Here is a 25206-nt window from a genome sequence, read left to right on the forward strand (position 1 = left end):
GTGCCAGTTTAAGGGAGAATGGCGCAGACCGCCACCGCTGTTCAATCGCCGGCCCCTCAGGACGCGAGGTGGCGTGCCTGCCGCTGCGGCAGGGCGATGTCCGGGCGCACCTTGGCATTGCTAGTACTCACTTCGGCTGGCTTGGCGTGCGCGGCCGCCTGCGCGCCGCCCGCATAGTCGCTGGCCACGAGGGCATTGGCTTCAAGCGCGCTCATGCCGCGCGTCTGCAGCCATTGCGCCACCAGCTTGGCCAGACGCTCCATGGCGATGCGGTGCGTGGCGTCCGTGTGGGCGTACAGCCAGTTCGAAAAGTCCATGAAGTTTTCAAACGGCGCATCGCCCAGCATCCATTGCACCGTATTGGCGAAGCGGCCCGAGTTGGCCACCAGGTCCCAGTAGCGGGCGAAGCGCACGAGGCGCTGCATGCTCATGAAATCGAGCTGCTTGTTCGCCAGGATGGTGTACGGCGGGTGCGGGTCGAACACCATGCCATAGTTTTCCGTATGGCGGATGATGGGCGTGCCGCGCAGCCGTTTTAATATGCCGAACTGGATTTCATGCGGTTTCAGGGCCACCAGCTTGTTGAAACCGGCCGCGAAGCTCGCTTCATCCTCGCCCGGCAAGCCGGCGATCAAGTCCACGTGCAAGTGGGCGTTCGATTCTTCGCACAGCCAGCGGATGTTGTCGGCCGCCTTTTGATTGTCCTGCTTGCGGCTGACCAGCGATTGCACGTCCGGATTGAAACTCTGGATGCCAATTTCAAATTGCAGCGCGCCGGGCGGGAACTTGCTGATGCCTTCCTTCAAGGCGTCGGGCAAGTGGTCGGGCACCAGCTCGAAGTGGGCGTAGATCGGATCGTCCGGATTCGCCTCGATCTTGTCCAGGAAGAACTGCATGATCTTCAGGCTGGTCTTGATGTTCAGGTTGAAGGTGCGGTCGACGAACTTGAACAGGCGCGCGCCGCGCGCATGCAGGGACTCCATCTCGGCCAGGAAGTTCTCCAGCGCAAAGGGCCAGGCCGTCTTGTCCAGCGCCGACAGGCAGAATTCGCACTTGAACGGGCAGCCGCGCGACGCTTCCACGTAAATCGTGCGGTGGCGGATATCGTCGTCCGTATACAAGGAGTAGGGCAGTTGCAGTTCCGCCAGCGGGGCTTGCACGCCCGCGTGGATCTTCATCAGCGGCTTCGGGCCGTGCAGGATCTCGCCGCACAGCTTGGGGAAGGTGACGTCGCCCCAGCCCGTGATCAGGTAGTCGGCCAGCTTGACGATCTCTTGCTCGCCCGCCTCATGCGACACTTCCGGCCCGCCCAGCACGATGATGACTTCAGGCGCCACGCGCTTGAGCATGGCCACCAGTTTCGTCGTTTCCTCGACGTTCCATATATACACGCCAAAACCGATGATGCGCGGCTTGTTTTGCAGGATGCGTTCGACCAGTTCCGTGGTTTTCGTGCCGATGACGAATTCCTGCAGCCGCGTCTGCGCTTGCAGCGGCCCCATATTGGCCAGCAAATAGCGCAATCCCAGCGAGGCGTGGGTATAGCGGGCGTTCAGGGTGGAGAGCAGGATGGTCATGGGAGGCGATTGAAACGGCGAAACCGCTATTTTACGCTGTCGCGTCAGCTGTGCGCTGCGGCCACAAATGCCATGTTACCATTTGTCAATAATTACTAACTTGTCAATGCTACGGCGGGTAAAAGGGATATACGGTGCTGGCGAAAAAAGTACTCAATAAGAAAGTTCTGCTCGGGGCGCTGGCTGGCGTGGCCGTGGTGGCTGCCGCGCTGGTCGGTTACCGGGTCTTCGGCTGGGGCATGCTGGGGCCGGTCAACGGCTTGAAGCTGGACTTGTCCAGGCCCGATGCGCTGGTCCGCACGAAAAGCCTGTCGACCTTGCCGCGCGACTTGCTGACGGTACCGCTGGCGCGCGACGTGCTGCGCGAGGATTTCCTGTTCTATTACGAGCAGAGCGAAGACCGGCTGGGGCTCAAGGGCAGCTTGCGCCGCATCGCCTACGAACATGAACTGGGCTGGGGCGACCAGCTGCTGCGCATGGTGCTGGACCAGCCCGCGGAAGTGGCCCTGTGGCGCGACGCCGACGGCTCGCTCAAGCATTTCGCCATCGCCGTGTCGCGCAACCAGCTGACGCGCCTGCTCGAGGAAGCGGGCAAGATCGCCTTGAAGGATACGCAAATGCGCGTGGCCGGCAGCTTGCGCGTCGATGGCGGCCAGGTGCCCGTGTATGCGCTCAACTACGCCTACCAGCGCACCTTGCTGTTTGCCGCGCACGGCCAGCGCCTGGTCATCCTGTCCCATCCCGGCATGCTGTATGGCGGCAGCGACGGCAAGAGCGGCGATGGAACGGCCGAGAAAACCGTGGCCAGCCTGCTGGCGCCGGAAGCGGCCAAACAGAACGTCTTTCATGCGCAATTCCATCTCGACGGCGCCGCGCCCGAGGGCCACAGCATCGCCGTCAAGGCGGACTTCCTGTCGTTCGGCTACCAGCCCTTCTTCGGCGCGCTCGAAGCGCTGCGCTTCGATTTTCAACAGGGTGCCTGGCAGTCCAAGGTGCTGCTCAATGCGGACAAGCTGAAAAACGGCGGCTATGACAGCAGCGCCCTGTGGCCCGTGCTGCCGCACAGTCCCAGCGCCTGCTTCAGCGTGCCGGTGGACTGGACCGCGCTGCAGCCCGTGCTCAAGCGCCTGGGGAGCAAGACCTCCGAGCCGGTGGTGCCGCTGGCCGGGCACTTGCAAGGGCCGGCCGCCGCCTGCTGGTACGGCACGTCGCGCCTGCATACGCCGGTGTTTGTCGCCACGCGCAGTGCGCAGGCCGGGGATGACGCTGCATATGGCAGCCTGTTCGAGGCGGCCATCGGCGGCAAGGACCCCGTGCGCAAGACGACCGGCAAGGATGCTAAAGGTGAGTTCGTACGCTGGGAGCGCAGCGTCGCCACGGCACTGGGCCAGTCCACGCCGGCGCTGGCCGTGGCCGGCAATACGGTTGTCTTCTCGGCCGACGGCAGGCTGGTGGACCAGGTGCTGGCCGTGCGCCGCAAGCAGGCGCCGGCCGCCAGCGACCTGCTGCCCGATGGCGCGCACACCATCGGCCTGATCGCGCCCGCGTCGCTGGCCCGGCTGATCCAGCTGGAAGCCTTCGATACCCTGCCGGCGAATAACGAACCGGTACTGCGCGCGGCCGCCAACGAACACCTGGTGCCGCGCCTGAACGCCTTGAAAAAATATCCGCCGCTGCGCATGGTGCTCAAGCGGCAGCCAGCCAGCGGCACCGCATGGGAAGCGCTGGAATGGCAGGAGACTGCGCGATGACGGTGCGGCACGCGCGCCGCGCCACCTTGCGCTGGCTCGCGGCTTGCGCCGCCACCGTGGCTGCGCCCCGGGCGTGGGCCCTGCGCGCGGCCGCCGATCCGCAAGTGCAGCTGTCGCAGGCCCAGAGCCGCGCCTTCCAGGCCTGGATGTTGCGCATTGTCAATGTGCAGATCGAACGAGGGCCGTCGCCGCGCTGGACGCACCGCGATTGCGCGGGCCTCGTGCGCTTTGCCGTCAATGAGGCGCTCACCGTGCATGACGCGAAATGGCTGCGCGCGAACGGCATCGCCAGCGACCGGCGCCTGCCGCCCGAGCTGGAATTGAGCGGGGCCCAGGCGGCCCTGCGCAACCGCTGGGTGCAGACGGATGGCACGGTCGGCCACTTCGTCACGGCGCTGGCGCTGGTGCAGCACAACAGCCGTTTCATCGCCCGCGAAATCAGCCAGGCGCTGCCCGGCGACCTGCTGTTTTTCGACCAGGGCGACGAACAGCACCTGATGGTCTGGATGGGGGCGCGCATCGCCTACCACACCGGCACCGTCACCCCCGACGACAATGGTCTGCGGACCGTCGATATCAAAGAACTTACGAGCTGGAAGGACACGCGGTGGCAACCTGTGGTCAACAATCCGAATTTCGCCGGTGTGTTCCGGCTGGCGTTCCTGTCATGAAGCTTCTCATGAAACTGTTATTTGCCAGCCTGCTGGCGTTGGTCCTCATTGGCGGCGCCTCGGCGCAGGAACGCGAACCGAGCAACTACGCCACCTTCAAGGGCGAGCCCTTCTTCCTGCTGTCGGACGCCAGTTACGGCAGTCTTGATGAAGCGCGCGTGCGGCTCGAGGTGCCGGGGCGCGACATGGGGCGCATGAACCTGGAAGCGTATTCGGGCGCCGACATCGTCGTCTATCGCGTGCCCGAACCGATGGAATTCCTGAAAAAGCAGCGCAATCTGCACCGCATCCAGGTCGAGGGCAATTACCAGGGCGAAGGCCTGGCCAATACCCTGAGCTTTCTGTGGGATAGCTGGTGGAAGCAGTCGCGCCTGGCCTGGCGCAAGCTGTTTTCCGGCGAGGCGCGCCTCGCGGTAACGAAGGAACAGCCGCAATTGGCGACGAATGACGCGATCCGCCGGCGCACTGTGTTCGCCAACCATCCGCAATACAAGCCGATCAAGGGCATGGAGCTGGTCGACAGCTTCCGCTATCCGATCTGGCAAGCCAAGGCCATCACGCCGCCGAAAGGCGTCAAGCTCGATGGATCGAGCAGCGATTTCATCGTCGCCGGTGCCGGCAACGTGATGATCCCGCTGGGCAAACGCCAGCCTGGCTTGTACCTGATCGAAGCGATCATCGGCGAACACCGCGCCACCACCCTGGTGTTCGTGTCGGACACGGTGGCCGTCACCAAGGTATCGTCCGGCCAGATGCTGGTGTGGACGGCGCGGCGCGACAACAGCGCCGCCGTGGCCGGCGCCAGCGTGGCGTGGACCGACGGCACCGGCGTGCTGCAGTCGGCCACCACGGGCGCCGACGGTGTCGCATCGCTCGAGCGCGGCAGCCCCGAACACACGTATGTGCTGGGCCAGGACCGCGCCGGCGGCGTGTTCGTGTCCGAGAATTTTTACTATGACAGCGAAATCTATAACACCAAGATTTATGCGGTGACGGACCGGCCCCTGTACCGGCCCGGCGACGAGGTCAACGTCAAGTTTGTGGGCCGCGAATTCACGTCGGCGCGCAATTCGCAGGCGGCGGCCAGCGCACCGCTAAGCTTGACCGTGCTCAATCCGAATGGCACGCCGCTGCTGACGCAAACGCTGCAGCTATCCGGCGATACGGGCGCCGACACGCGCTTCCGCCTGCCGACGGAAGCCACCGCCGGCGGCTATGAACTGCGCTTCAATTACAAGGATGGCGCATATGGCGCGGCCTTCCGCGTGGCCGAATACATCAAGCCGCACTTTGAAATCAACGTCCAGCCAGCGAAGCCGGAATTCAAGACGGGCGAGGCGGTCAAGGGCAGCATCGCGCTGCGCTACCCCGATGGCAAGCCGGTGAAAAACGCGAAGATGACCCTGTCGCTGCGCGGCCAGCAAAACACCATGGTCGAGGGCGAGTTGCGTTACAGCGGCCTGTTCCCCGTGGCCTTGAAAACCGAGGAAGTGACGAGCGACGGCAGCGGCAATGTGGACTTCACCTTGCCGCCCGCCGCCGACCCTTCGCGCTACATCCTGACCGTGCTGGCGACCGATGGCGCGGCCTACCGCGTCAAGGCGACGCGCGAGCTGATGATCGAGCGTTCGAGCAGCAGCTACCAGTTGAAGGCCGCGCGCCAGTTTTCCGATCCGGGCCAGTCCGTGCATTTCGACTTGCTGGCCGACGGCCAGGGCGCGGCCAAGCCCGTGCGCTGGGAGATGGTGCAGCTGGAAAAACAAGGCAAGACCGAGGGCGCATTCGATCCAAACGCCAAGGGCTGGGACGTGACATTCCCCGCTTCGGGCTCGTATCAGCTGGCGCTGCGCGACGAACGGGGCAACCTGCTGGCCGCCGCCAGCCACTGGGTCGCCGGCGATGGCGTGCAAACGACGCCGGGCAGCATCGAGATCGTGCTGGACCGCGCCCGCTATCGTCCGGGCGACACCGCCGAAGCCTTGATCACGTTCTCGGACAAGGTCGACCAGGCGCTGTTGACGCTCGAACGCGACAAGGTGGAGCACCATGGCTTGATGGCCGGCGCCGCGGATTGGTACCAGGCGAAGCGCGTGGCGCCGCGGCAGTGGCGCGTGCGCATCCCCGTCAAGGAGGAGCACGGCCCGAACATGACGTTCTCGGTGGCGTATACGCGCAATGGCGATTTCGTCTTCGAGAATGCGGGTCTGCAAGTGATCGAGCCGCGCATCGCGCTGCAATTCAAGAGCGACAAGGAGGTCTACCAGCCTGGCGAGAAGGTGACGCTGGACGTCAAGGCCACCCTCGACGGCAAGCCGCTGAGCACCATGGTGGCGCTGGGCGTGGTCGATGAAATGATTTATGTGCTGCAGCCGGAAATCGCGCCGGACATCGGCGACTTCTTCTACCATCCGCGCCGCAACAACGTGCGCACCACGGCCAGCCTGTCCTTCATCAGCTACGACATGGCGCAGGGCCGCACCGCCGGTGCGCCCGCGCGCCACAATTACAACGAGCGCGGCGTCAAGGTGCTCGAACGTCCGCGCCGCGACAATATCGATACGGCGTACTGGGCGCCGTCGCTGAAGACCGACGCGAATGGCAATGCGCGCGTGAGTTTCACCATGCCGGACGCGCTGACCCGCTGGCGTATCACGGGCCGCGCGATGGACGAGCAGGGGCGCGTGGGCCAGCGCACCGCCTATCTGCGGTCGGACAAGAACTTCTATGCCAAGTGGACGGCGCCCGACTGGATGCGCGCCGGCGATGCGCCGCGTGCCTCGGTGGCCGTGTTCAACCAGACTGGCAAGGAGCAGGCGCTCGACGTCGTCCTTTCCGGCGGGGCGCAGCCGAAGACGGAAAAGCTGTCCGCCAAACCGGGCGTCAACTACGTCGAGTTTCCGCTCGCTGTTGGCGCTACCGGGCCGCTGCGCCTGGAGCTGAAACAGAACGGCAAGCTGGTCGATGCGCTTGACACGGCCATGCACACCTTGCCTGCCGCCTGGAGCAGTCCGCGCACCCTGGTGCTGCCGCTCGATGGCGCCGCCGGTGATATTCCACTCAAGCTGCCGGCGGACGCGCGCAATATCCGCATCTCGTTCGCGCAAGGAGCAGCCAGCCAGTTCGCGCGCATCGCCGACGACCTGATCGACTATCCATATGGCTGCGTGGAGCAGACGGCGAGCCGTTTGATTCCGCTGGCGCTGGCCACGCAAAGCCTGGGGCCGGACGCCGGCGCGGCGGGTGAGCGTCTGCAAACGCTGCTGACGGCGCAGCGCCTGCGATTGGTGTCGATGGCCGGCCCCAACGCCGTCTTCGGCTGGTGGGGCAACGCCACGGCCGGCAATGCCTTGATGACGGCCTACGCCTATTACGCGGACTGGTACGGGGCGCGCGCGCTGCGCATCGAGCTGCCGCCCGAGCACTGGAACAAGCTGCTGGCCGTCTACAGCGAACATGGCTTGAAGGATGCGATGGGCGACCGCGCGCTGGTGCTGTGGATGGCGCGCGAGATGGGCTTGCCCACGCAGACATTGGCAGCCGGCCTGGTGGACGACAGCGCCATCGCCGTCCTGGGCGGCAAGCCGCGCCAGGCGGGCGACAGTAGCAGCCTGCTGCTGGGCGGAGCCCTTGACCGCGAAGCGCAAGCGATGTCGCTGGGCCTGGTGGCGCTGGTGGCCGGCCAGAATGGCATCGCCTTGCCGCATGGGCTGCAACTGCAAGTGGCCAGCGCCTGGCAAGTCTTGCACGAATCGAAAGCGCCGGTGGCGCAAGCCTTGCTGATGCTGGCCGGCGAAGTACCGCCATCGCAGGCCGACGCGGTGCTGGCCGGCGTGCGCGCCGAGATGCCGACCCTGGACCGCGCGATGACGTTGATGTGGGTGCAAAAGAAGCTGGGCGGCGCATCGTTCGGCAAGGGGCCGGCCGTCACGCTGGACGGCGCCTGGCAAAAACGCGACAGTCGCAGCGGCCAGCCGGTCTGGCGCTGGAGCGACGCCAAGGGCCAGCCCGACAAACTGCGTCTCGCGGCACCGGCGCCCGCAGGCACGGTGGCCGTGCTGCAGTACGACAGCCACGCCGTTGAAGCGCAAACCTTGCCGGTTGCCGTCGAGCGCCGCATCCTGCGCATGAAGGCGGGCAAGGGCGGCTACACGACGGAGCTGGTCAAGCCGGGCGAGGCGCTGAGCACGGACGCGCTGTATCTCGATGAAATCACCTTGAAGGCCGCACCGGGAGCGAAGCACCGCTTTGGTTTGCTGGAAGTGGCGCTGCCACCTGGCGCCATGGTCGAATCGACTACATGGGGCATGGTCATGGCGGGTGACAAGCCGGCTGCGCTGGAACGCGCGCGCCACACCGAACGCCGCGACGGCTATGCCGTGCCCATCGAGCCTTTGGCCGGCGACGTGACCTTGCGCCATTTGCTGCGCTTTGCGCAGAAGGGCAGCTATGTGCTGCCGCCTGCGCGCTTTTACCGCATGTACCAGCCGGAGCAGAAAGCCTTCGAAGGCGGCGGCAAGACCACGCGCGCGCTGAAGGTCGAGTGATGCGCGTGGCACTTCCTGCATTGACGGCAACCCTGCTGCTGGCCGTACCTGCGTGGTCTGCATCGCTGGACGTGGCCTGGTGGCGCGATGGCAAGATCGAAGTGCGGCAGCTGCGTCAGGGCGGCGCCGCGCAGCCCCTCTCGCCGCCGTTTGACGGCGCGCGGCAAATACCGCTGGCCAGCCTGTGGAAGCTGTTCGTATATATATACGCGACGGATAACAAGGTGGCGATGCCGGATTACCGCTGCGGTGGCCGCGATCCGGAAGAAGTGTATTGCTGCGATGCGGGCCAGAGCATCGGTCACGATGCGGCGCTGGCGCAGTCCTGCGGCCCATTTTTCTCGCCCAGGCGCTTGATGATCGCGCCGGCGGCATGGCGCAACTACTGGACCGGCCGTCTGGGGAGCGCGCCGGCCGGCGACTTTGCCTGGCTGGCGGATCCCGCGCAGATGGCGCCGGCGCGCACGGTGCGCCTGGATAGCCTGCTGCGCGCGCTGGACAGCATCCCGGCCGCCAGCCGCGTGGATGCCGAGGCTGCGCTGCTGCGCGTGGTGCTCGACGGACGAGGCGCCGGTACGGCGCGCTGGTTCGGCAGCCAGCTGCGCGTAAAGACGTATTCCTGGCACGAGCAGAAAAAGGGGCAGGCAGAAGAGCGTATCGGCGGCGCGGCCGGCTGGCTGGCCGACGGCACGCCGATCTGGTTTGGCGGCGCAGGCGGCAGCAGCAATGTCTTTGCACAGTGGGCGCCCCGGCTGGCCGCCAGCTTGCCGAAAGTGGGCGCGGCCGACGATGGCGGCTGCGTGGTCGTCGATTACTTCAAGCGCTATCCGATCCGCGCCGTGCGCGGCGAGCGTGGCGTGGCCGCAGCTGGAACGCTGAATGGCCGCTACCATGTGCAATTCGAGAATGGCCAGAACCTCGCCTTGCGCAGCACCGGTGAACTGATGCTGTTGCAGGAAAAGGGCGGCCGTCCGCAATTGCGCGGCCGCTTCGGCGTCAATGAATATGTGGCGCGCGTGCTCGACCGCGAAGCGAACGCCGGCGAGCCGGAAGCGGCCAAGGCGCTGGCGATCGCCGCGCGCACGTATCTGCAGCAGAACGCGGTGACGGTGGCGGGCTGCCAGCAGATCGCCGACAGCAGCGCGACCCAGCGCGTCAGTCCCAGCCCCGCCACGCCGGCGGCGCTGGCGATTGCGCGCTGGACCGACCAGCTGATCGTCGATGGCGTCACCGTGCGCTATCACACTAACCAGCCGTCCGAGGGCACGATGGCGTGGAGCGAGGCGGTGCGCCAGGCCAGACAAGGCAAGTACTATGATGAATTGCTGGCGGCGGCGTATCCTGGCGGCGCGCTGAGTACCTTTGGCAATACCGGCGCACGTTGCCGGCGCCTGGCGCAGAACGAGGACTGGCTGGCGCGGTCCGTGCTGCGCTGGCAGCGCGTGCTGCTGCGCGAGGCCGGCTACGAGGCGCCGTCGCCAGCGCCGCTGGTGTGCGCCTTGCAGAGCGGGGCGCCGTATTCGGAGCAATCGCGCAACCGCATCTTCATGCGGCCGCTGGCCACGCGCGAAGACCGCATCACCTTGGCCCATGAATACCTGCATCTTGGCCTGCGCAACCATCCGCGCGGCCAGGACGAAGAATATGTCGAGCGGCTGGCCCGCCGGCTCGTCGACCTTAACCTGGAGGCCCTGTGAGTTTTTATATCCGCTGCTCGATTCCGCTAATGCTATTGCCAATCTGGGCGCAGGCCCAGGTCACCATCGACGCCCCCAGGAGCGGCTGGCGCAATTCGGCCGGCGCCAGCGAGCAATACACGCAAGCGGTCAACTACCCCGCCGCGTCGGTCAACCTGCAGCCTGGCCAGGCCGAGACGGCGCAGATACGGGGACGCATCGCAGGCGCCGTCAAGGGCAAGCCCGCTACTTTGGTGGTCAATGGCGTGGCGATGCCGATGGAAGTGGGCGAGGATGGCAGCTATGGCCGTCCGTATGGCTTCGGCAGCGGCTCGAACAGCGTGGAAGTGCGTTCGCCGGATGGCAGGAGCCGCGCGCGCACCCAGTTTGTCGACAGCTACCAGGGCAAGACCCAGGCACGCTTGCGCATCGTGCTGTCCTGGGACAGCGCCGGCACCGACCTCGATATGCACGTGGTCACGCCGGACGGCGGCCATGCCTGGTACGGCAATCGCGTCTTGAAAGATGGCGGCGCGCTGGATGTGGACGTGACCACCGGCTATGGCCCGGAGATTTTCTCCAGTGCGGCGCCCGTGAAGGGCAATTATCACGTCTATGTGAATTACTACGGCAGCGGCGAGAACACCGCCATGCTGACCGTCGCCCGCATATCGGTCATCACCAACGAAGGCACGCCACGTGAAAAGTTGCAGAGCTTCCAGGTGCCGATGCGGGCCGCCGGCGAACTGACCTTGGTGAAATCGTTCGTCTTGCCATAAATGGCTCTTGCGGACACGCTATTGCTTGGCTATAATTCGCCCCCTCGCTGAACGACGCATGCAAATGCAGCGTGAAGTGAGAAAAGTTTTTAAGCGCAATGCGCTGAAAAACGGGGTTGACGGACGTAGCGAAATGCTTCATACTCTTCCTTCTTCGCAGCTGACAAACACAACGCTTTGTCGATGGCGCGAAAGCAGTGCCGAATACAGTTCTTTAACAATTAACAGTCGATAAGTGTGGGCATTTGATGTAAGTGCAGCGTCAATCTTCGGATTGACGTAATACTTAAAATATATCAAATGTTCACAAGAAATAATGAAATAGGATACTTCTTCGGAAGTAGCCTGTCAGTTTTTTGAGTGAGCAAATCTTTTGCAATGTAAAAGATTTGGATGGTAGCGATACTGTCCGACCTGTCAGAAATGACATTAAACAGAGATTAAACTGAAGAGTTTGATCCTGGCTCAGATTGAACGCTGGCGGCATGCCTTACACATGCAAGTCGAACGGCAGCACGGAGCTTGCTCTGGTGGCGAGTGGCGAACGGGTGAGTAATATATCGGAACGTACCCTAGAGTGGGGGATAACGTAGCGAAAGTTACGCTAATACCGCATACGATCTAAGGATGAAAGTGGGGGATCGCAAGACCTCATGCTCGTGGAGCGGCCGATATCTGATTAGCTAGTTGGTAGGGTAAAAGCCTACCAAGGCATCGATCAGTAGCTGGTCTGAGAGGACGACCAGCCACACTGGAACTGAGACACGGTCCAGACTCCTACGGGAGGCAGCAGTGGGGAATTTTGGACAATGGGCGAAAGCCTGATCCAGCAATGCCGCGTGAGTGAAGAAGGCCTTCGGGTTGTAAAGCTCTTTTGTCAGGGAAGAAACGGTGAGAGCTAATATCTCTTGCTAATGACGGTACCTGAAGAATAAGCACCGGCTAACTACGTGCCAGCAGCCGCGGTAATACGTAGGGTGCAAGCGTTAATCGGAATTACTGGGCGTAAAGCGTGCGCAGGCGGTTTTGTAAGTCTGATGTGAAATCCCCGGGCTCAACCTGGGAATTGCATTGGAGACTGCAAGGCTAGAATCTGGCAGAGGGGGGTAGAATTCCACGTGTAGCAGTGAAATGCGTAGATATGTGGAGGAACACCGATGGCGAAGGCAGCCCCCTGGGTCAAGATTGACGCTCATGCACGAAAGCGTGGGGAGCAAACAGGATTAGATACCCTGGTAGTCCACGCCCTAAACGATGTCTACTAGTTGTCGGGTCTTAATTGACTTGGTAACGCAGCTAACGCGTGAAGTAGACCGCCTGGGGAGTACGGTCGCAAGATTAAAACTCAAAGGAATTGACGGGGACCCGCACAAGCGGTGGATGATGTGGATTAATTCGATGCAACGCGAAAAACCTTACCTACCCTTGACATGGCTGGAATCCCCGAGAGATTGGGGAGTGCTCGAAAGAGAACCAGTACACAGGTGCTGCATGGCTGTCGTCAGCTCGTGTCGTGAGATGTTGGGTTAAGTCCCGCAACGAGCGCAACCCTTGTCATTAGTTGCTACGAAAGGGCACTCTAATGAGACTGCCGGTGACAAACCGGAGGAAGGTGGGGATGACGTCAAGTCCTCATGGCCCTTATGGGTAGGGCTTCACACGTCATACAATGGTACATACAGAGCGCCGCCAACCCGCGAGGGGGAGCTAATCGCAGAAAGTGTATCGTAGTCCGGATTGTAGTCTGCAACTCGACTGCATGAAGTTGGAATCGCTAGTAATCGCGGATCAGCATGTCGCGGTGAATACGTTCCCGGGTCTTGTACACACCGCCCGTCACACCATGGGAGCGGGTTTTACCAGAAGTAGGTAGCTTAACCGCAAGGAGGGCGCTTACCACGGTAGGATTCGTGACTGGGGTGAAGTCGTAACAAGGTAGCCGTATCGGAAGGTGCGGCTGGATCACCTCCTTTCTAGAGTTTGCACGAATCAGGTAACTGGTTCACGCATCAAATGTTCACACTTATCGGCTGTTTAATTAAGAAGAAACAGTAGTCGTAGTAGTTCCGCGTTGGGGCTGTAGCTCAGCTGGTTAGAGCACCGTGTTGATAACGCGGGGGTCGTTGGTTCGAGTCCAACCAGCCCTACCAGCTAATTAGTAGTATCTCAGGGGGATTAGCTCAGCTGGGAGAGCACCTGCTTTGCAAGCAGGGGGTCGTCGGTTCGATCCCGTCATCCTCCACCAAAGTTTTACTCGAAAGTGCAAACGTAAGCCGGTCAACAAGACTGTGGTTTAGGTTTGATCTTTTAGCGATCAAAGCTGTTTCGTTCTTTAACAATCTGGAAGAAGTAAAGATTATTTATTGATTGAGTCTATACATGTAGCAATACATGAGGCGGCTCAATGGGTAATGATTGTATGTATCAACAAACAAGCAACAACGTTGTACTTTCTTATCCCTGTAGCGCTCTTTTCATTTGAAAGAATGAAGAGGCTAACGTTATAGGGACAAGCGAATAAGTGCACATGGTGGATGCCTTGGCGATTACAGGCGATGAAGGACGTAGTAGCTTGCGATAAGCTGCGGGGAGTGAGCAAACACACTTTGATCCGCAGATTTCCGAATGGGGCAACCCACCCTTTTAGGGTATTGCATACTGAATACATAGGTATGCAAGGCGAACGCGGCGAACTGAAACATCTAAGTAGCTGCAGGAAAAGAAATCAACCGAGATTCCCAAAGTAGCGGCGAGCGAAATGGGAAGAGCCTGTACGTGATAGTCGGACCGATAACAGAATCCTCTGGAAATAGGAGCCATAGTGGGTGATAGCCCCGTATGTGAAATCGGACCGGTGGTACTAAGCGTACGACAAGTAGGGCGGGACACGTGACATCCTGTCTGAATATGGGGGGACCATCCTCCAAGGCTAAATACTCGTAATCGACCGATAGTGAACCAGTACCGTGAGGGAAAGGCGAAAAGAACCCCGGAAGGGGAGTGAAATAGATCCTGAAACCGTGTGCATACAAACAGTAGGAGCGGACTTGTTCCGTGACTGCGTACCTTTTGTATAATGGGTCAGCGACTTACATTCAGTGGCAAGGTTAACCAGATAGGGAAGCCGTAGAGAAATCGAGTCCGAATAGGGCGATCAGTCGCTGGGTGTAGACCCGAAACCAAGTGATCTACTCATGGCCAGGATGAAGGTGCGGTAACACGCCCTGGAGGTCCGAACCCACTAATGTTGAAAAATTAGGGGATGAGCTGTGGGTAGGGGTGAAAGGCTAAACAAACTTGGAAATAGCTGGTTCTCTCCGAAAACTATTTAGGTAGTGCCTCAAGTATCACCATCGGGGGTAGAGCACTGTTATGGCTAGGGGGTCATTGCGACTTACCAAACCATTGCAAACTCCGAATACCGATGAGTGCGAGCTTGGGAGACAGACGTCGGGTGCTAACGTCCGGCGTCAAGAGGGAAACAACCCAGACCGCCAGCTAAGGTCCCAAAGATTGGCTAAGTGGAAAACGAAGTGGGAAGGCTAAAACAGTCAGGATGTTGGCTTAGAAGCAGCCATCATTTAAAGAAAGCGTAATAGCTCACTGATCGAGTCGTCCTGCGCGGAAGATGTAACGGGGCTAAGCCAGTCACCGAAGCTGCGGATATATAGCAATATATATGGTAGGAGAGCGTTCTGTAAGCCTGCGAAGGTGTCTTGTAAAGGATGCTGGAGGTATCAGAAGTGCGAATGCTGACATGAGTAGCGATAATGGGGGTGAAAAGCCTCCACGCCGTAAGCCCAAGGTTTCCTGTTCAACGTTCATCGGAGCAGGGTGAGTCGGCCCCTAAGGCGAGGCAGAGATGCGTAGCTGATGGGAAGCAGGTTAATATTCCTGCACCGTCGTATGATGCGATGGGGGGACGGATCGCGGAAGGTTGTCCAACTGTTGGAATAGTTGGTTTTTGGCTCATAGAAGGCGCTTAGGCAAATCCGGGCGCGGAATTCAAGGGGTTGAGACGAGTGCACTTGTGCACGAAGCAATCGGAAGTGGTTCCAAGAAAAGCCTCTAAGCTTCAGTCATACGAGACCGTACCGCAAACCGACACAGGTGGGCGAGATGAGTATTCTAAGGCGCTTGAGAGAACTCGGGAGAAGGAACTCGGCAAATTGGTACCGTAACTTCGGGAAAAGGTACGCCCCGGTAGCTTGATTGGTTTACTCCATGAGGGTGAAAGGGTTGCAATAAACTGGTGGCTGCGACTGTTTAATAAAAACACAGCACTCTGCAAACACGAAAGTGGACGTATAGGGTGTGACGCCTGCCCGGTGCTGGAAGATTAAATGATGGGGTGCAAGCTCTTGATTGAAGTCCCAGTAAACGGCGGCCGTAACTATAACGGTCCTAAGGTAGCGAAATTCCTTGTCGGGTAAGTTCCGACCTGCACGAATGGCGTAACGATGGCCACACTGTCTCCTCCCGAGACTCAGCGAAGTTGAAATGTTTGTGATGATGCAATCTACCCGCGGCTAGACGGAAAGACCCCATGAACCTTTACTGTAGCTTTGCATTGGACTTTGAACCAATCTGTGTAGGATAGGTGGGAGGCTTTGAAGCGGGGACGCTAGTTCTCGTGGAGCCAACCTTGAAATACCACCCTGGTTTGTTTGAGGTTCTAACCTTGGTCCGTTATCCGGATCGGGGACAGTGCATGGTAGGCAGTTTGACTGGGGCGGTCTCCTCCTAAAGTGTAACGGAGGAGTTCGAAGGTACGCTAGATACGGTCGGACATCGTGTTGATAGTGCAATGGCATAAGCGTGCTTAACTGCGAGACTGACAAGTCGAGCAGGTACGAAAGTAGGACATAGTGATCCGGTGGTTCTGTATGGAAGGGCCATCGCTCAACGGATAAAAGGTACTCTGGGGATAACAGGCTGATTCCTCCCAAGAGTTCATATCGACGGGGGAGTTTGGCACCTCGATGTCGGCTCATCACATCCTGGGGCTGTAGCCGGTCCCAAGGGTATGGCTGTTCGCCATTTAAAGTGGTACGTGAGCTGGGTTTAAAACGTCGTGAGACAGTTTGGTCCCTATCTGCCGTGGGCGTTGGAAATTTGAAGGGGGCTGCTCCTAGTACGAGAGGACCGGAGTGGACGAACCTCTGGTGTACCGGTTGTCACGCCAGTGGCATTGCCGGGTAGCTAAGTTCGGAAGAGATAACCGCTGAAAGCATCTAAGCGGGAAACTTGCCTTGAGATGAGATTTCCCAGAGCCTTGAGCTCTTTGAAGGGTCGTTCGAGACCAGGACGTTGATAGGCTGGGTGTGGAAGTGCAGTAATGCATTAAGCTAACCAGTACTAATTGCCCGTACGGCTTGTCCCTATAACCTTAGCAGGTACAGAGGATAAGACGGTACAACGTTGCGTGTGTGTTGATACAACCAGTCATTACCCCGATCTTTGCTTCTTCCAGATTCAGGCTTTGTCGCTCCATTGAGGACAAACGCCAGTACAAGTTATGCCTGATGACCATAGCAAGTTGGTCCCACCCCTTCCCATCCCGAACAGGACCGTGAAACAACTTTGCGCCGATGATAGTGCTGCAACCAGTGTGAAAGTAGGTTATCGTCAGGCTTGTTATTCGAAAAAACCCCTTCCGGTGATCCGGTTGGGGTTTTTTTTACGTCTGGTGGTTTTGCCCGGTGCGCGCTTTTTGTCGTGCGTACGGCGAAGTTGTACGAAGTTATCGCTCGTGAGCGCTTTTTGCGGCGGTAAGTGTGCCGCAAAATGCCTATCTTGCCGGTCCATGTTGCTAACTGCGGGCACCGTCATGTTCTCTTCATATTCACACTGTACGATGGCTTGCATGGCTGCTGCCCTTGGGCGGCCAGTCCCTTTCATCCCATCAAGTAAATGTGTGCATCCATGTTGGCCAAGCTTAAACTCGTCAAAACTCCCAAAGGCATCGATAGTGTCTTGATGCTGTCGGCCATGCTGATACTCTGGATCGGCAATTACAGCAACCTCGATCTCATGATCGCCGACAGTATGTTCGACGGGACGCGTGGGCAATTTGCCGGCACGGGCAGCGCGTGGGCGGGCAATTTCCAGCTCGGCATGATCTCGCTTGGCTCCGCCATGATCTGCCTGGCTATCTGGGACACCTTGCATCCGCTGGCCTGGCTGGCCTCACGCCGCAGCGCCTTGCGCGTCGTGGCCCTGTCGGTCGTCTTGGTGCCGTTAAGCATTTATTTTCTCTCTTCCTTCAGCGATGTGCCTTGCCCTACGGATTTGCTGCGCTATGGCGGACTGGCGCCCTACACGCGCCTGCTGGAAACATTGCCCGCCAATGCATCTGCCATGGTTTGCCTGCCTGCAACGCAGGCGAACACTGCCTGGTGGATGCTGGCCTTGCCATTGCTCTGCCTGCCCGGACGGCCACGCACGGCGCTTCTGCTCGCTAGCGTCATGCTGCTGTGCGGTTTGGCGGCAGGCTGGCAGCAACAGTTGCAAGGTACGCAATTTTTCACGCACACCTTGTGGTCTGCCTGGATCGCCTCTTTCCTGATATATCTGCTGCATAATCTGCTCCAGGCCGAGGACGCGTTGGCCTGAAACATAAAAGTACGTCACAATCTGCCTGTCTAGTTGTCGTTTCATACAAAAACAGGAGCACCATGAACGAGCAGATTGCGAGAGAAGTGGTATTGGTCCGTGCTATCGAGACGGCCGACCAGAAAAAAGAAGTCCTCAGCGAGGATGACCGCATGTATGCCAGCCGCAGCGCGCGTGAGCTTGCGCAGTGGCAAGCTTCGGGCAAGCAGGCCGAAGTGACGGGTGACGATTTCCTGCAGCAGCGCTCCGAACTGATCCTCAAGCGCATCACCGAACGCACGCCTGCCTTCGCCGCTTTCGCGAAACGCCGTAACGGCATGAAAGCCCTGGCGCTGGCCTTGCCCTTGTTGGCCCTGCTGCTGGGCGCCGGGCTCGACCGCATCACGGATCCCCATCGCGTGGATCTGCTGTCGGCGCCCTTGCTGCTGATCATTGCGTGGAACGTACTGGTCTACCTGGGCTTGCTGATCTGGCTATGCATCCCCTCGCATTCCCTCGGCTGGCCGAAAGCAGGGCTGGTGCGCCACCTGAGCGTGGGCCGCCTGGCCTTGCCGCGCAAGTTGCCGCACGCTTTGTCCTCGGGTTTGCTCAGCTTCATGGGGGAATGGGCGCACCTGAGCGCCAAGCTGACGGCCGCGCGCCTGAGCCGTACCATCCACTTGAGCGCCGCCATGTTTGCCATCGGCGCCGTCGCCTCGTTGTATGCGCGCGGTTTCCTGTCGCAATACGCAGCTGGTTGGGAAAGCACCTTTTTGAGTGCCGGCCAGGTGCACAGCCTGCTTTCAACCCTGTTTGCGCCGGCTATTGCCCTGTTTCATTTGCAAGGCTTTTCGCTGGCGGAAATCGAAGCGCTGCGTTTCCCGCAAACGACGACCGTCGAAGGTGGCGCGCGCTGGGTGCATTTGTATGCGGCAACGATTTTCCTGCTGGTGGTCGTTCCCCGCCTGATCCTGGCATTGCTCAATAATTGGCGCGCCGCGCGCCTGACCATGCACTTCCCGTTGGATCTCGATCAACCGTATTTCCGCAAGCTCAATGAAAGCATCGGCGTGGCCACGGGCGGCATGCTGCGCGTCTTGCCATACAGCTTTACTGTCGATGAGGCGCGCCACAAGGGCCTGGGCCAGTTGTCCATCATGCTGTTCGGCGAGCAAGGGCGCATGATGCTGCGTCCGTCGACGTCGTATGGCGAAGAGCCGCAGGACGTTCTGCGCGGCACGGACCTGAATGATCCGCAAGTCAATATCACGGCCGTGCTGTTCAACCTGACGGCGACGCCGGAAAAGGAAAATCATGGCGCCTTCCTCGATTACCTGGTGCAATCGTCGACACGTGGCATCGCCGTCCTGATCGACGAGTCCAGCTATCTGGAGCGCGTGGGCGAGCAGGTGGATAATGGCGCGCGCCAGGCGGAACGAGTCGCCTTGTGGCAACAATTCTGCCAGTTCCACAAAACCACGGCCACCCTGGTCAATTTGCTCAATCCTGCCTTGCACCCGCTCGATGCTGGTGTCGGGCTGAAAGTATCGGCAGCAGCATGAGTGTGAATGTGAATAAAGAAGTGCAGGATGATGCAGTGCAGATTCAGTTCGCGCTGATTTCGCACACGAATAATGGCAAGACGACACTGGCGCGTACCCTGGTGGGCGTAGATATCGGCGAAGTGCGCGACGCCGCCCACGTGACCGTGTTTGCGGAATCGCATACCTTGCTGGCGACACCGCAGGGTGATGCCCTGCAATTATGGGATACGCCAGGCTTCGGCGACTCCGTGCGCCTGCTCAAGCGCCTGGGGCAGTCCGGCAATCCCATCGGCTGGTTCCTGCGCGAAGTGCTGGACCGTTATCGCGACCGCCCGTTCTGGCTCAGCCAGCAAGCGTTGCGCACGGCCAAGGACTCTGCCGACGTGGTGCTGTACCTGGTCAACTCCTCTGAAAATCCCCGGGACGCGGGCTACTTGCCAGCGGAAATGAAAATCCTCGCCTGGCTGGACAAGCCGGTGGTGGTCTTGCTCAATCAGATGGGACCGCCGCGTCCGGGTAATGAGGAGCACGGCGAGCAGGCGCGCTGGCGCGAGCATTTGCAGCAGTATCCGATCGTGCGCGACGTCCTGGCGCTCGATGCCTTTGCCCGCTGCTGGGTACATGAGCGCGTGTTTTACGAAGCCGTGGGTAAATTGTTACCGCAGTCGCAGCAAGCTGGCTACGCGCGGTTGTTTGCTGCCTGGCAAACGCAAAATACGGCGCGTTTCCAGCAGGCCATGCATTTGCTGGCCATGCAGCTGGCGGTGGCTGGGCAGGATCGTGAAGCCATTGATCCGGCATCCAGGGGCTTGCTGAAATCGGCCTTGCAGGTCGTGGGTATCGGTAAGAATGCAGAGCAGCAACGCCAGGAAAAGGCCATGGCCAGCCTGGTGGCGCGCCTCAATACGCACAGCAGCGTGACCACGCGTGAACTGTTGATCTTGCACAAACTCGATCCGACCGATGCGCATAAGATTAATAGCCGAATACGGGAAAATTTCGCCGTGCGCGCGCCGATCGACAAGGCGCAAGCGGGGCTCTTGGGCGCCATGATTTCCGGTGCCGCGACAGGGCTATCGGCCGACCTGATTTCCGGCGGTTTGACACTGGGTACGGGCGCCTTGCTTGGCGGTGTGGTCGGTGCGCTGACGTTTGCCGGCGCAGCTTGGGGTTTTAATTCCGGTACGGACCGCAATGAGCCCACGATGCAATTTACGGATGCCTTCCTGCGCACCCTGGTGGTGGCGGGCGTGCTCCGTTATTTGGCGGTGGCGCATTTTGGCCGTGGCCGCGGCAACTTTGTCGAAAGCGAGGCGCCGGCCTTCTGGCAGGATGAGGTCGAGCAGGCGGTAGCGCGCCATGACGCTGCTCTGGCCGAGTTGTGGAAAGACGTGCGCCGGGAAAAGTCGCCCGAGCAAGCCGCCGAGCGCGTGCTGCCCCTCCTGTCGTCCATTACCGCCGATACCCTGGCGCGTCTGTATCCGGATGTGGCGCGCCTGGTGTAGATACCTGGTGTCGATTCTCAGGCGCGGGCCTGCAGCCACTGCTCCAGAAATTGCACGCAGGCCCTGACCTTGGCCGAGTTCGATAGCCGCGAGGTGGTCACCGCCCACACGTCGGCCGTCTGTTGATATGCAGGCAAAATGCGCACCAGCTTGCCTTGCGCCAGGCTGCTTTCCACATCCCATGCTGAACGCAAGATGATGCCGTGGCTATCCAGCGCCCATTGATGGACGATCTCGCCATTGTTGGCCGAGAGCGGTCCATCGACCTTCACCGTTTCCACTCCTTGCGGTCCCTGCAGTTTCCAGCGCCGCCCATCCTGGTCGCGTTCGCGAATGACGATGCAGTCATGCTCGCGCAACTGCGCCAGGGTGTCCGGCGTTCCGCGTCGTGCCAGGTAGGCGGGCGCGGCGCACAGTACGCGTTGGTTGCTGGCAATACGGTGGGCGATCAGGTCCGGTTCGTGGACCACGCCGATGCGAATGTCGAGATCGAAACCTTCGCCCAGCAGGTCGACGGGCCGGTCGAGCAATTCCAGCTGTATTTTCAGGCCTGGGTACTGCCGTGCCAGCTGGGATAGGGCTGGACCGAGCCGGTTGCGTCCGAATCCGGAACTGGAGCAGATGCGCAGCACGCCTTGCGGCTGCAGTTTCGACTGCGCTACCGCTTCACCCATTTGCTCGACATCTTCCAGGATGCGTTGCGCCCATTGCCGCACGATCTCGCCGTGATCGGTGACGCTGACCCGGCGAGTGGTCCGGTGCAGCAAACGTACTTGCAGCGCCGCTTCCAGCATGCCGATGCGCTTGCTGACGACGGCCTTGGAAATGCCCAGTTCCAAGGCCGTGCCGGCGAAGCTGGTTTTATGGGCAACCTGGCAAAACAGGCGTAAGTCTTCCAGCAGCGGCGTATGTTTCATTGATTGACCACGAAATGTGAATACTTTGGTTATGAATTACCCGATTGTATTCTCATGCGGTGCCAGTATCATCAATACATCCATCTAGCATCTATCTATAACAGGAGAACCCCATGCCCACACACCGAATCGCAGTCATCGCCGGCGACGGCATCGGCAATGAAGTCATGCCGGAAGGGCTGCGTGTCGTCGAGGCCGCCGCGCGCCGTTTCAATATCGACCTGCAGTTCACGACGATGGCATGGGCCAATTGCGACTATTACCTGGAACACGGGCAAATGATGCCCTCGGACTGGTTTGCCCAGCTCAAGGATTTCGACGCCATCTATTTTGGCGCCGTGGGCTGGCCGGACAAGGTGCCCGACCACATCTCCTTATGGGGTTCGCTGTTGAAATTCCGCCGCGAATTCGACGAATACGTGAATCTGCGTCCCGTGCGCTTGATGCCTGGTGTGCCGTGCCCGCTGGCGAATAAAAAGCCGGGCGATATCGATTTTTATGTGGTGCGTGAAAATACGGAAGGAGAGTATTCATCCGTGGGCGGGCGCATGTTCGAGGGGACGGAGCGCGAAACGGTGCTGCAGGAATCCGTTTTTACGCGCAAGGGTGTCGACCGTATCCTGAAGTATGCGTTTGAGCTGGCGCAAAGCCGGCCTAAAAAACACCTGACATCGGCCACGAAATCGAATGGCATCGCCATCAGCATGCCGTATTGGGATGAGCGGGTGGAAGCCATGGGCTCGAGCTTTCCCGATGTCCGCTGGGATAAATACCATATCGACATCCTGGCGGCCCGCTTTGTATTGAGCCCCGAACGTTTCGACGTGGTGGTCGCTTCGAATCTGTTTGGCGACATCCTGTCCGACCTGGGGCCCGCCTGCACGGGGACGATTGCCATCGCACCGTCGGCCAATATCAATCCGGAGCGCACTTTTCCTTCTGTTTTTGAGCCGGTGCACGGTTCCGCACCCGATATCTATGGCCAGAATATCGCCAACCCGATCGGCATGATCTGGTCGGGCGCCATGATGCTGGACTTCCTCGGCAATGGCGATGCCAATTACACGGCGGCGCATGATGCGATTGTGCGGGCCATCGAGCAGGTGCTTGAGCATGGTCCGCGTACGCCAGACATGGGTGGCAGCGCCAGTACGACGGATGTCGGTATGGCGGTTGCAGAATTGCTGAAATAAAGCTTGCTGCCCGTGAGTGGCTTTGCTATAGTTCGCCTCCCCAATGAGACGCAGTCAAATGCGGCAGTTGAGGATCACCGGAAACGGCGATGCAGTAAAAAGAAGGTGTTGACGGATTTAGCGAAATGCTTCATACTCTTCCTTCTTCGTAGCTGACAAACACAACGCTTTGTCGATAGCGCGAAAGCAGTGCCGAATACAGTTCTTTAACAATTAACAGTCGATAAGTGTGGGCATTTGATGTAAGTGCAGCGTCAATCTTCGGATTGGCGTAATACTTAAAATATATCAAATGTTCACAAGAAATAATGAAATAGGATACTTCTTCGGAAGTAGCCTGTCAGTTTTTTGAGTGAGCAAATCTTTTGCAATGCAAAAGATTTGGATGGTAGCGATACTGTCCGACCTGTCAGAAATGACATTAAACAGAGATTAAACTGAAGAGTTTGATCCTGGCTCAGATTGAACGCTGGCGGCATGCCTTACACATGCAAGTCGAACGGCAGCACGGAGCTTGCTCTGGTGGCGAGTGGCGAACGGGTGAGTAATATATCGGAACGTACCCTAGAGTGGGGGATAACGTAGCGAAAGTTACGCTAATACCGCATACGATCTAAGGATGAAAGTGGGGGATCGCAAGACCTCATGCTCGTGGAGCGGCCGATATCTGATTAGCTAGTTGGTAGGGTAAAAGCCTACCAAGGCATCGATCAGTAGCTGGTCTGAGAGGACGACCAGCCACACTGGAACTGAGACACGGTCCAGACTCCTACGGGAGGCAGCAGTGGGGAATTTTGGACAATGGGCGAAAGCCTGATCCAGCAATGCCGCGTGAGTGAAGAAGGCCTTCGGGTTGTAAAGCTCTTTTGTCAGGGAAGAAACGGTGAGGGCTAATATCTCTTGCTAATGACGGTACCTGAAGAATAAGCACCGGCTAACTACGTGCCAGCAGCCGCGGTAATACGTAGGGTGCAAGCGTTAATCGGAATTACTGGGCGTAAAGCGTGCGCAGGCGGTTTTGTAAGTCTGATGTGAAATCCCCGGGCTCAACCTGGGAATTGCATTGGAGACTGCAAGGCTAGAATCTGGCAGAGGGGGGTAGAATTCCACGTGTAGCAGTGAAATGCGTAGATATGTGGAGGAACACCGATGGCGAAGGCAGCCCCCTGGGTCAAGATTGACGCTCATGCACGAAAGCGTGGGGAGCAAACAGGATTAGATACCCTGGTAGTCCACGCCCTAAACGATGTCTACTAGTTGTCGGGTCTTAATTGACTTGGTAACGCAGCTAACGCGTGAAGTAGACCGCCTGGGGAGTACGGTCGCAAGATTAAAACTCAAAGGAATTGACGGGGACCCGCACAAGCGGTGGATGATGTGGATTAATTCGATGCAACGCGAAAAACCTTACCTACCCTTGACATGGCTGGAATCCCCGAGAGATTGGGGAGTGCTCGAAAGAGAACCAGTACACAGGTGCTGCATGGCTGTCGTCAGCTCGTGTCGTGAGATGTTGGGTTAAGTCCCGCAACGAGCGCAACCCTTGTCATTAGTTGCTACGAAAGGGCACTCTAATGAGACTGCCGGTGACAAACCGGAGGAAGGTGGGGATGACGTCAAGTCCTCATGGCCCTTATGGGTAGGGCTTCACACGTCATACAATGGTACATACAGAGCGCCGCCAACCCGCGAGGGGGAGCTAATCGCAGAAAGTGTATCGTAGTCCGGATTGTAGTCTGCAACTCGACTGCATGAAGTTGGAATCGCTAGTAATCGCGGATCAGCATGTCGCGGTGAATACGTTCCCGGGTCTTGTACACACCGCCCGTCACACCATGGGAGCGGGTTTTACCAGAAGTAGGTAGCTTAACCGCAAGGAGGGCGCTTACCACGGTAGGATTCGTGACTGGGGTGAAGTCGTAACAAGGTAGCCGTATCGGAAGGTGCGGCTGGATCACCTCCTTTCTAGAGTTTGCACGAATCATGTAAGTGGTTCACGCATCAAATGTTCACACTTATCGGCTGTTTAATTAAGAAGAAACAGTAGTCGTAGTAGTTCCGCGTTGGGGCTGTAGCTCAGCTGGTTAGAGCACCGTGTTGATAACGCGGGGGTCGTTGGTTCGAGTCCAACCAGCCCTACCAGTAAAAACAGACCCGGGGGTAAGGTGGACGCTAGTCCAGCCAGACCTACCAGTAATGTAATACCCCAGGGGGATTAGCTCAGCTGGGAGAGCACCTGCTTTGCAAGCAGGGGGTCGTCGGTTCGATCCCGTCATCCTCCACCAAGTTTTACTCGAAAGTGCAAACGTAAGCCGGTCAACAAGACTGTGGTTTAGGTTTGATCTTTTAGCGATCAAAGCTGTTTCGTTCTTTAACAATCTGGAAGAAGTAAAGATTATTTATTGATCGGTTTGCCGTAAAAGGTAAATCGATGGGTAATGATTGTATGTATCAA

General features: G+C 59.2%; 12 protein-coding genes, 4 tRNA genes and 4 rRNA genes. 17 read left to right on the plus strand and 3 right to left on the minus strand.

Annotated features, from left to right (window positions below):
- Positions 1-56: 56 nt before the first annotated feature.
- Positions 57-1577 (minus strand): B12-binding domain-containing radical SAM protein, encoded by a 1521-nt coding sequence (locus tag CLU94_RS14950; RefSeq protein ID WP_099666179.1) that lies wholly within the window; start codon positions 1575-1577, stop codon positions 57-59.
- A gap of 134 nt (positions 1578-1711) precedes the next feature.
- Here CLU94_RS14950 and CLU94_RS14955 point away from each other — a divergent pair, with 134 nt between their 5' ends.
- The 10 genes from CLU94_RS14955 to rrf all read left to right on the plus strand — a co-directional run bounded on the left by CLU94_RS14955 (position 1712) and on the right by rrf (position 16632).
- Entirely contained in the window at positions 1712-3328 is a 1617-nt protein-coding gene (locus tag CLU94_RS14955; protein WP_099666180.1) for a DUF2138 family protein, read from the plus strand.
- Positions 3325-3999 carry a DUF1175 family protein gene (locus CLU94_RS14960; protein WP_099666181.1) on the plus strand — a complete coding sequence of 225 codons (675 nt, stop codon included), beginning with the start codon at positions 3325-3327 and terminating at the stop codon, positions 3997-3999. The genes CLU94_RS14955 and CLU94_RS14960 overlap by 4 nt, the downstream gene beginning before the upstream one ends.
- 8 nt (positions 4000-4007) lie before the next feature.
- Entirely contained in the window at positions 4008-8543 is a 4536-nt protein-coding gene (locus tag CLU94_RS14965) for an alpha-2-macroglobulin family protein (RefSeq protein WP_099666182.1), read from the plus strand.
- Positions 8544-8548: 5 nt separating this feature from the next.
- A complete protein-coding gene (locus tag CLU94_RS14970; protein WP_180278666.1) occupies positions 8549-10240 on the plus strand; it encodes a DUF2300 domain-containing protein in 1692 nt (563 codons plus the stop codon).
- Positions 10241-10269: 29 nt separating this feature from the next.
- Complete coding sequence (locus tag CLU94_RS14975) at positions 10270-10998, plus strand: YfaP family protein (RefSeq protein WP_099666184.1); 729 nt, start codon at positions 10270-10272, stop codon at positions 10996-10998.
- 442 nt (positions 10999-11440) lie between these two features.
- Positions 11441-12971, plus strand: a 16S ribosomal RNA gene (locus tag CLU94_RS14980).
- Positions 12972-13071: 100 nt separating this feature from the next.
- Positions 13072-13148: transfer RNA gene (locus CLU94_RS14985), tRNA-Ile, on the plus strand.
- A 19-nt stretch (positions 13149-13167) separates the two neighbouring features.
- A tRNA-Ala gene (locus CLU94_RS14990) sits at positions 13168-13243 on the plus strand.
- Between the two features lie 262 nt (positions 13244-13505).
- Positions 13506-16381 (plus strand): 23S ribosomal RNA (locus CLU94_RS14995).
- Between the two features lie 138 nt (positions 16382-16519).
- Positions 16520-16632 (plus strand): 5S ribosomal RNA (rrf, locus tag CLU94_RS15000).
- The 16S, 23S and 5S rRNA genes sit together here with 2 tRNA genes alongside, the layout of an rRNA operon.
- Before the next feature lie 3 nt (positions 16633-16635).
- Here the strand turns inward: rrf and CLU94_RS28055 are convergent.
- On the minus strand, positions 16636-16866 hold the full coding sequence (locus CLU94_RS28055) for a hypothetical protein (protein ID WP_143451426.1): 231 nt from the start codon (positions 16864-16866) through the stop codon (positions 16636-16638).
- Positions 16867-16923: 57 nt separating this feature from the next.
- Here CLU94_RS28055 and CLU94_RS15005 point away from each other — a divergent pair, with 57 nt between their 5' ends.
- The 3 genes from CLU94_RS15005 (at position 16924) to CLU94_RS15015 (ending at position 20641) form a co-directional block, all read left to right on the plus strand.
- Positions 16924-17613, plus strand: a complete 690-nt coding sequence (locus tag CLU94_RS15005; RefSeq protein ID WP_143451427.1) for an acid phosphatase — start codon at positions 16924-16926, stop codon at positions 17611-17613.
- Between the two features lie 62 nt (positions 17614-17675).
- Entirely contained in the window at positions 17676-19154 is a 1479-nt protein-coding gene (locus CLU94_RS15010; protein WP_099666186.1) for a DUF2868 domain-containing protein, read from the plus strand.
- A complete protein-coding gene (locus CLU94_RS15015) occupies positions 19151-20641 on the plus strand; it encodes a DUF3482 domain-containing protein (protein ID WP_099666187.1) in 1491 nt (496 codons plus the stop codon). The genes CLU94_RS15010 and CLU94_RS15015 overlap by 4 nt, the downstream gene beginning before the upstream one ends.
- Before the next feature lie 17 nt (positions 20642-20658).
- Here the strand turns inward: CLU94_RS15015 and CLU94_RS15020 are convergent, their stop codons facing one another.
- Positions 20659-21558, minus strand: a complete 900-nt coding sequence (locus CLU94_RS15020) for a LysR family transcriptional regulator (protein WP_099666188.1) — start codon at positions 21556-21558, stop codon at positions 20659-20661.
- A 113-nt stretch (positions 21559-21671) separates the two neighbouring features.
- On the opposite strand from CLU94_RS15020, the gene CLU94_RS15025 reads away from it, so the two are divergent.
- The 4 genes from CLU94_RS15025 to CLU94_RS15040 all read left to right on the plus strand — a co-directional run bounded on the left by CLU94_RS15025 (position 21672) and on the right by CLU94_RS15040 (position 25036).
- Positions 21672-22751: a tartrate dehydrogenase gene (locus tag CLU94_RS15025; RefSeq protein ID WP_099666189.1), complete on the plus strand. Its 1080-nt coding sequence runs from the start codon at positions 21672-21674 to the stop codon at positions 22749-22751.
- A 434-nt stretch (positions 22752-23185) separates the two neighbouring features.
- Positions 23186-24716: ribosomal RNA gene (locus CLU94_RS15030) — 16S ribosomal RNA — on the plus strand.
- Positions 24717-24816: 100 nt separating this feature from the next.
- Positions 24817-24893 (plus strand) — tRNA-Ile (locus CLU94_RS15035).
- A 67-nt stretch (positions 24894-24960) separates the two neighbouring features.
- Positions 24961-25036 (plus strand) — tRNA-Ala (locus tag CLU94_RS15040).
- Positions 25037-25206: the final 170 nt, after the last annotated feature.

This window comes from Janthinobacterium sp. 13 (genome assembly GCF_002749695.1).
Lineage (GTDB): Bacteria > Pseudomonadota > Gammaproteobacteria > Burkholderiales > Burkholderiaceae_D > Janthinobacterium > Janthinobacterium kumbetense.

What these genes read in the sequence shown, in the direction of transcription:
- CLU94_RS14950 (WP_099666179.1), bottom strand. Translation starts at nt 1,577, where the DNA reads ATGACCATCCTGCTCTCCACCCTGAACGCCCGCTATACCCACGCCTCG.
- CLU94_RS14960 (WP_099666181.1), top strand. Translation starts at nt 3,325, where the DNA reads ATGACGGTGCGGCACGCGCGCCGCGCCACCTTGCGCTGGCTCGCGGCT.
- CLU94_RS14965 (WP_099666182.1), top strand. Translation starts at nt 4,008, where the DNA reads ATGAAACTGTTATTTGCCAGCCTGCTGGCGTTGGTCCTCATTGGCGGC.
- CLU94_RS14975 (WP_099666184.1), top strand. Translation starts at nt 10,270, where the DNA reads ATGCTATTGCCAATCTGGGCGCAGGCCCAGGTCACCATCGACGCCCCC.
- CLU94_RS28055 (WP_143451426.1), bottom strand. Translation starts at nt 16,866, where the DNA reads ATGCAAGCCATCGTACAGTGTGAATATGAAGAGAACATGACGGTGCCC.
- CLU94_RS15005 (WP_143451427.1), top strand. Translation starts at nt 16,924, where the DNA reads ATGTTGGCCAAGCTTAAACTCGTCAAAACTCCCAAAGGCATCGATAGT.
- CLU94_RS15010 (WP_099666186.1), top strand. Translation starts at nt 17,676, where the DNA reads ATGAACGAGCAGATTGCGAGAGAAGTGGTATTGGTCCGTGCTATCGAG.
- CLU94_RS15015 (WP_099666187.1), top strand. Translation starts at nt 19,151, where the DNA reads ATGAGTGTGAATGTGAATAAAGAAGTGCAGGATGATGCAGTGCAGATT.
- CLU94_RS15020 (WP_099666188.1), bottom strand. Translation starts at nt 21,558, where the DNA reads ATGAAACATACGCCGCTGCTGGAAGACTTACGCCTGTTTTGCCAGGTT.
- CLU94_RS15025 (WP_099666189.1), top strand. Translation starts at nt 21,672, where the DNA reads ATGCCCACACACCGAATCGCAGTCATCGCCGGCGACGGCATCGGCAAT.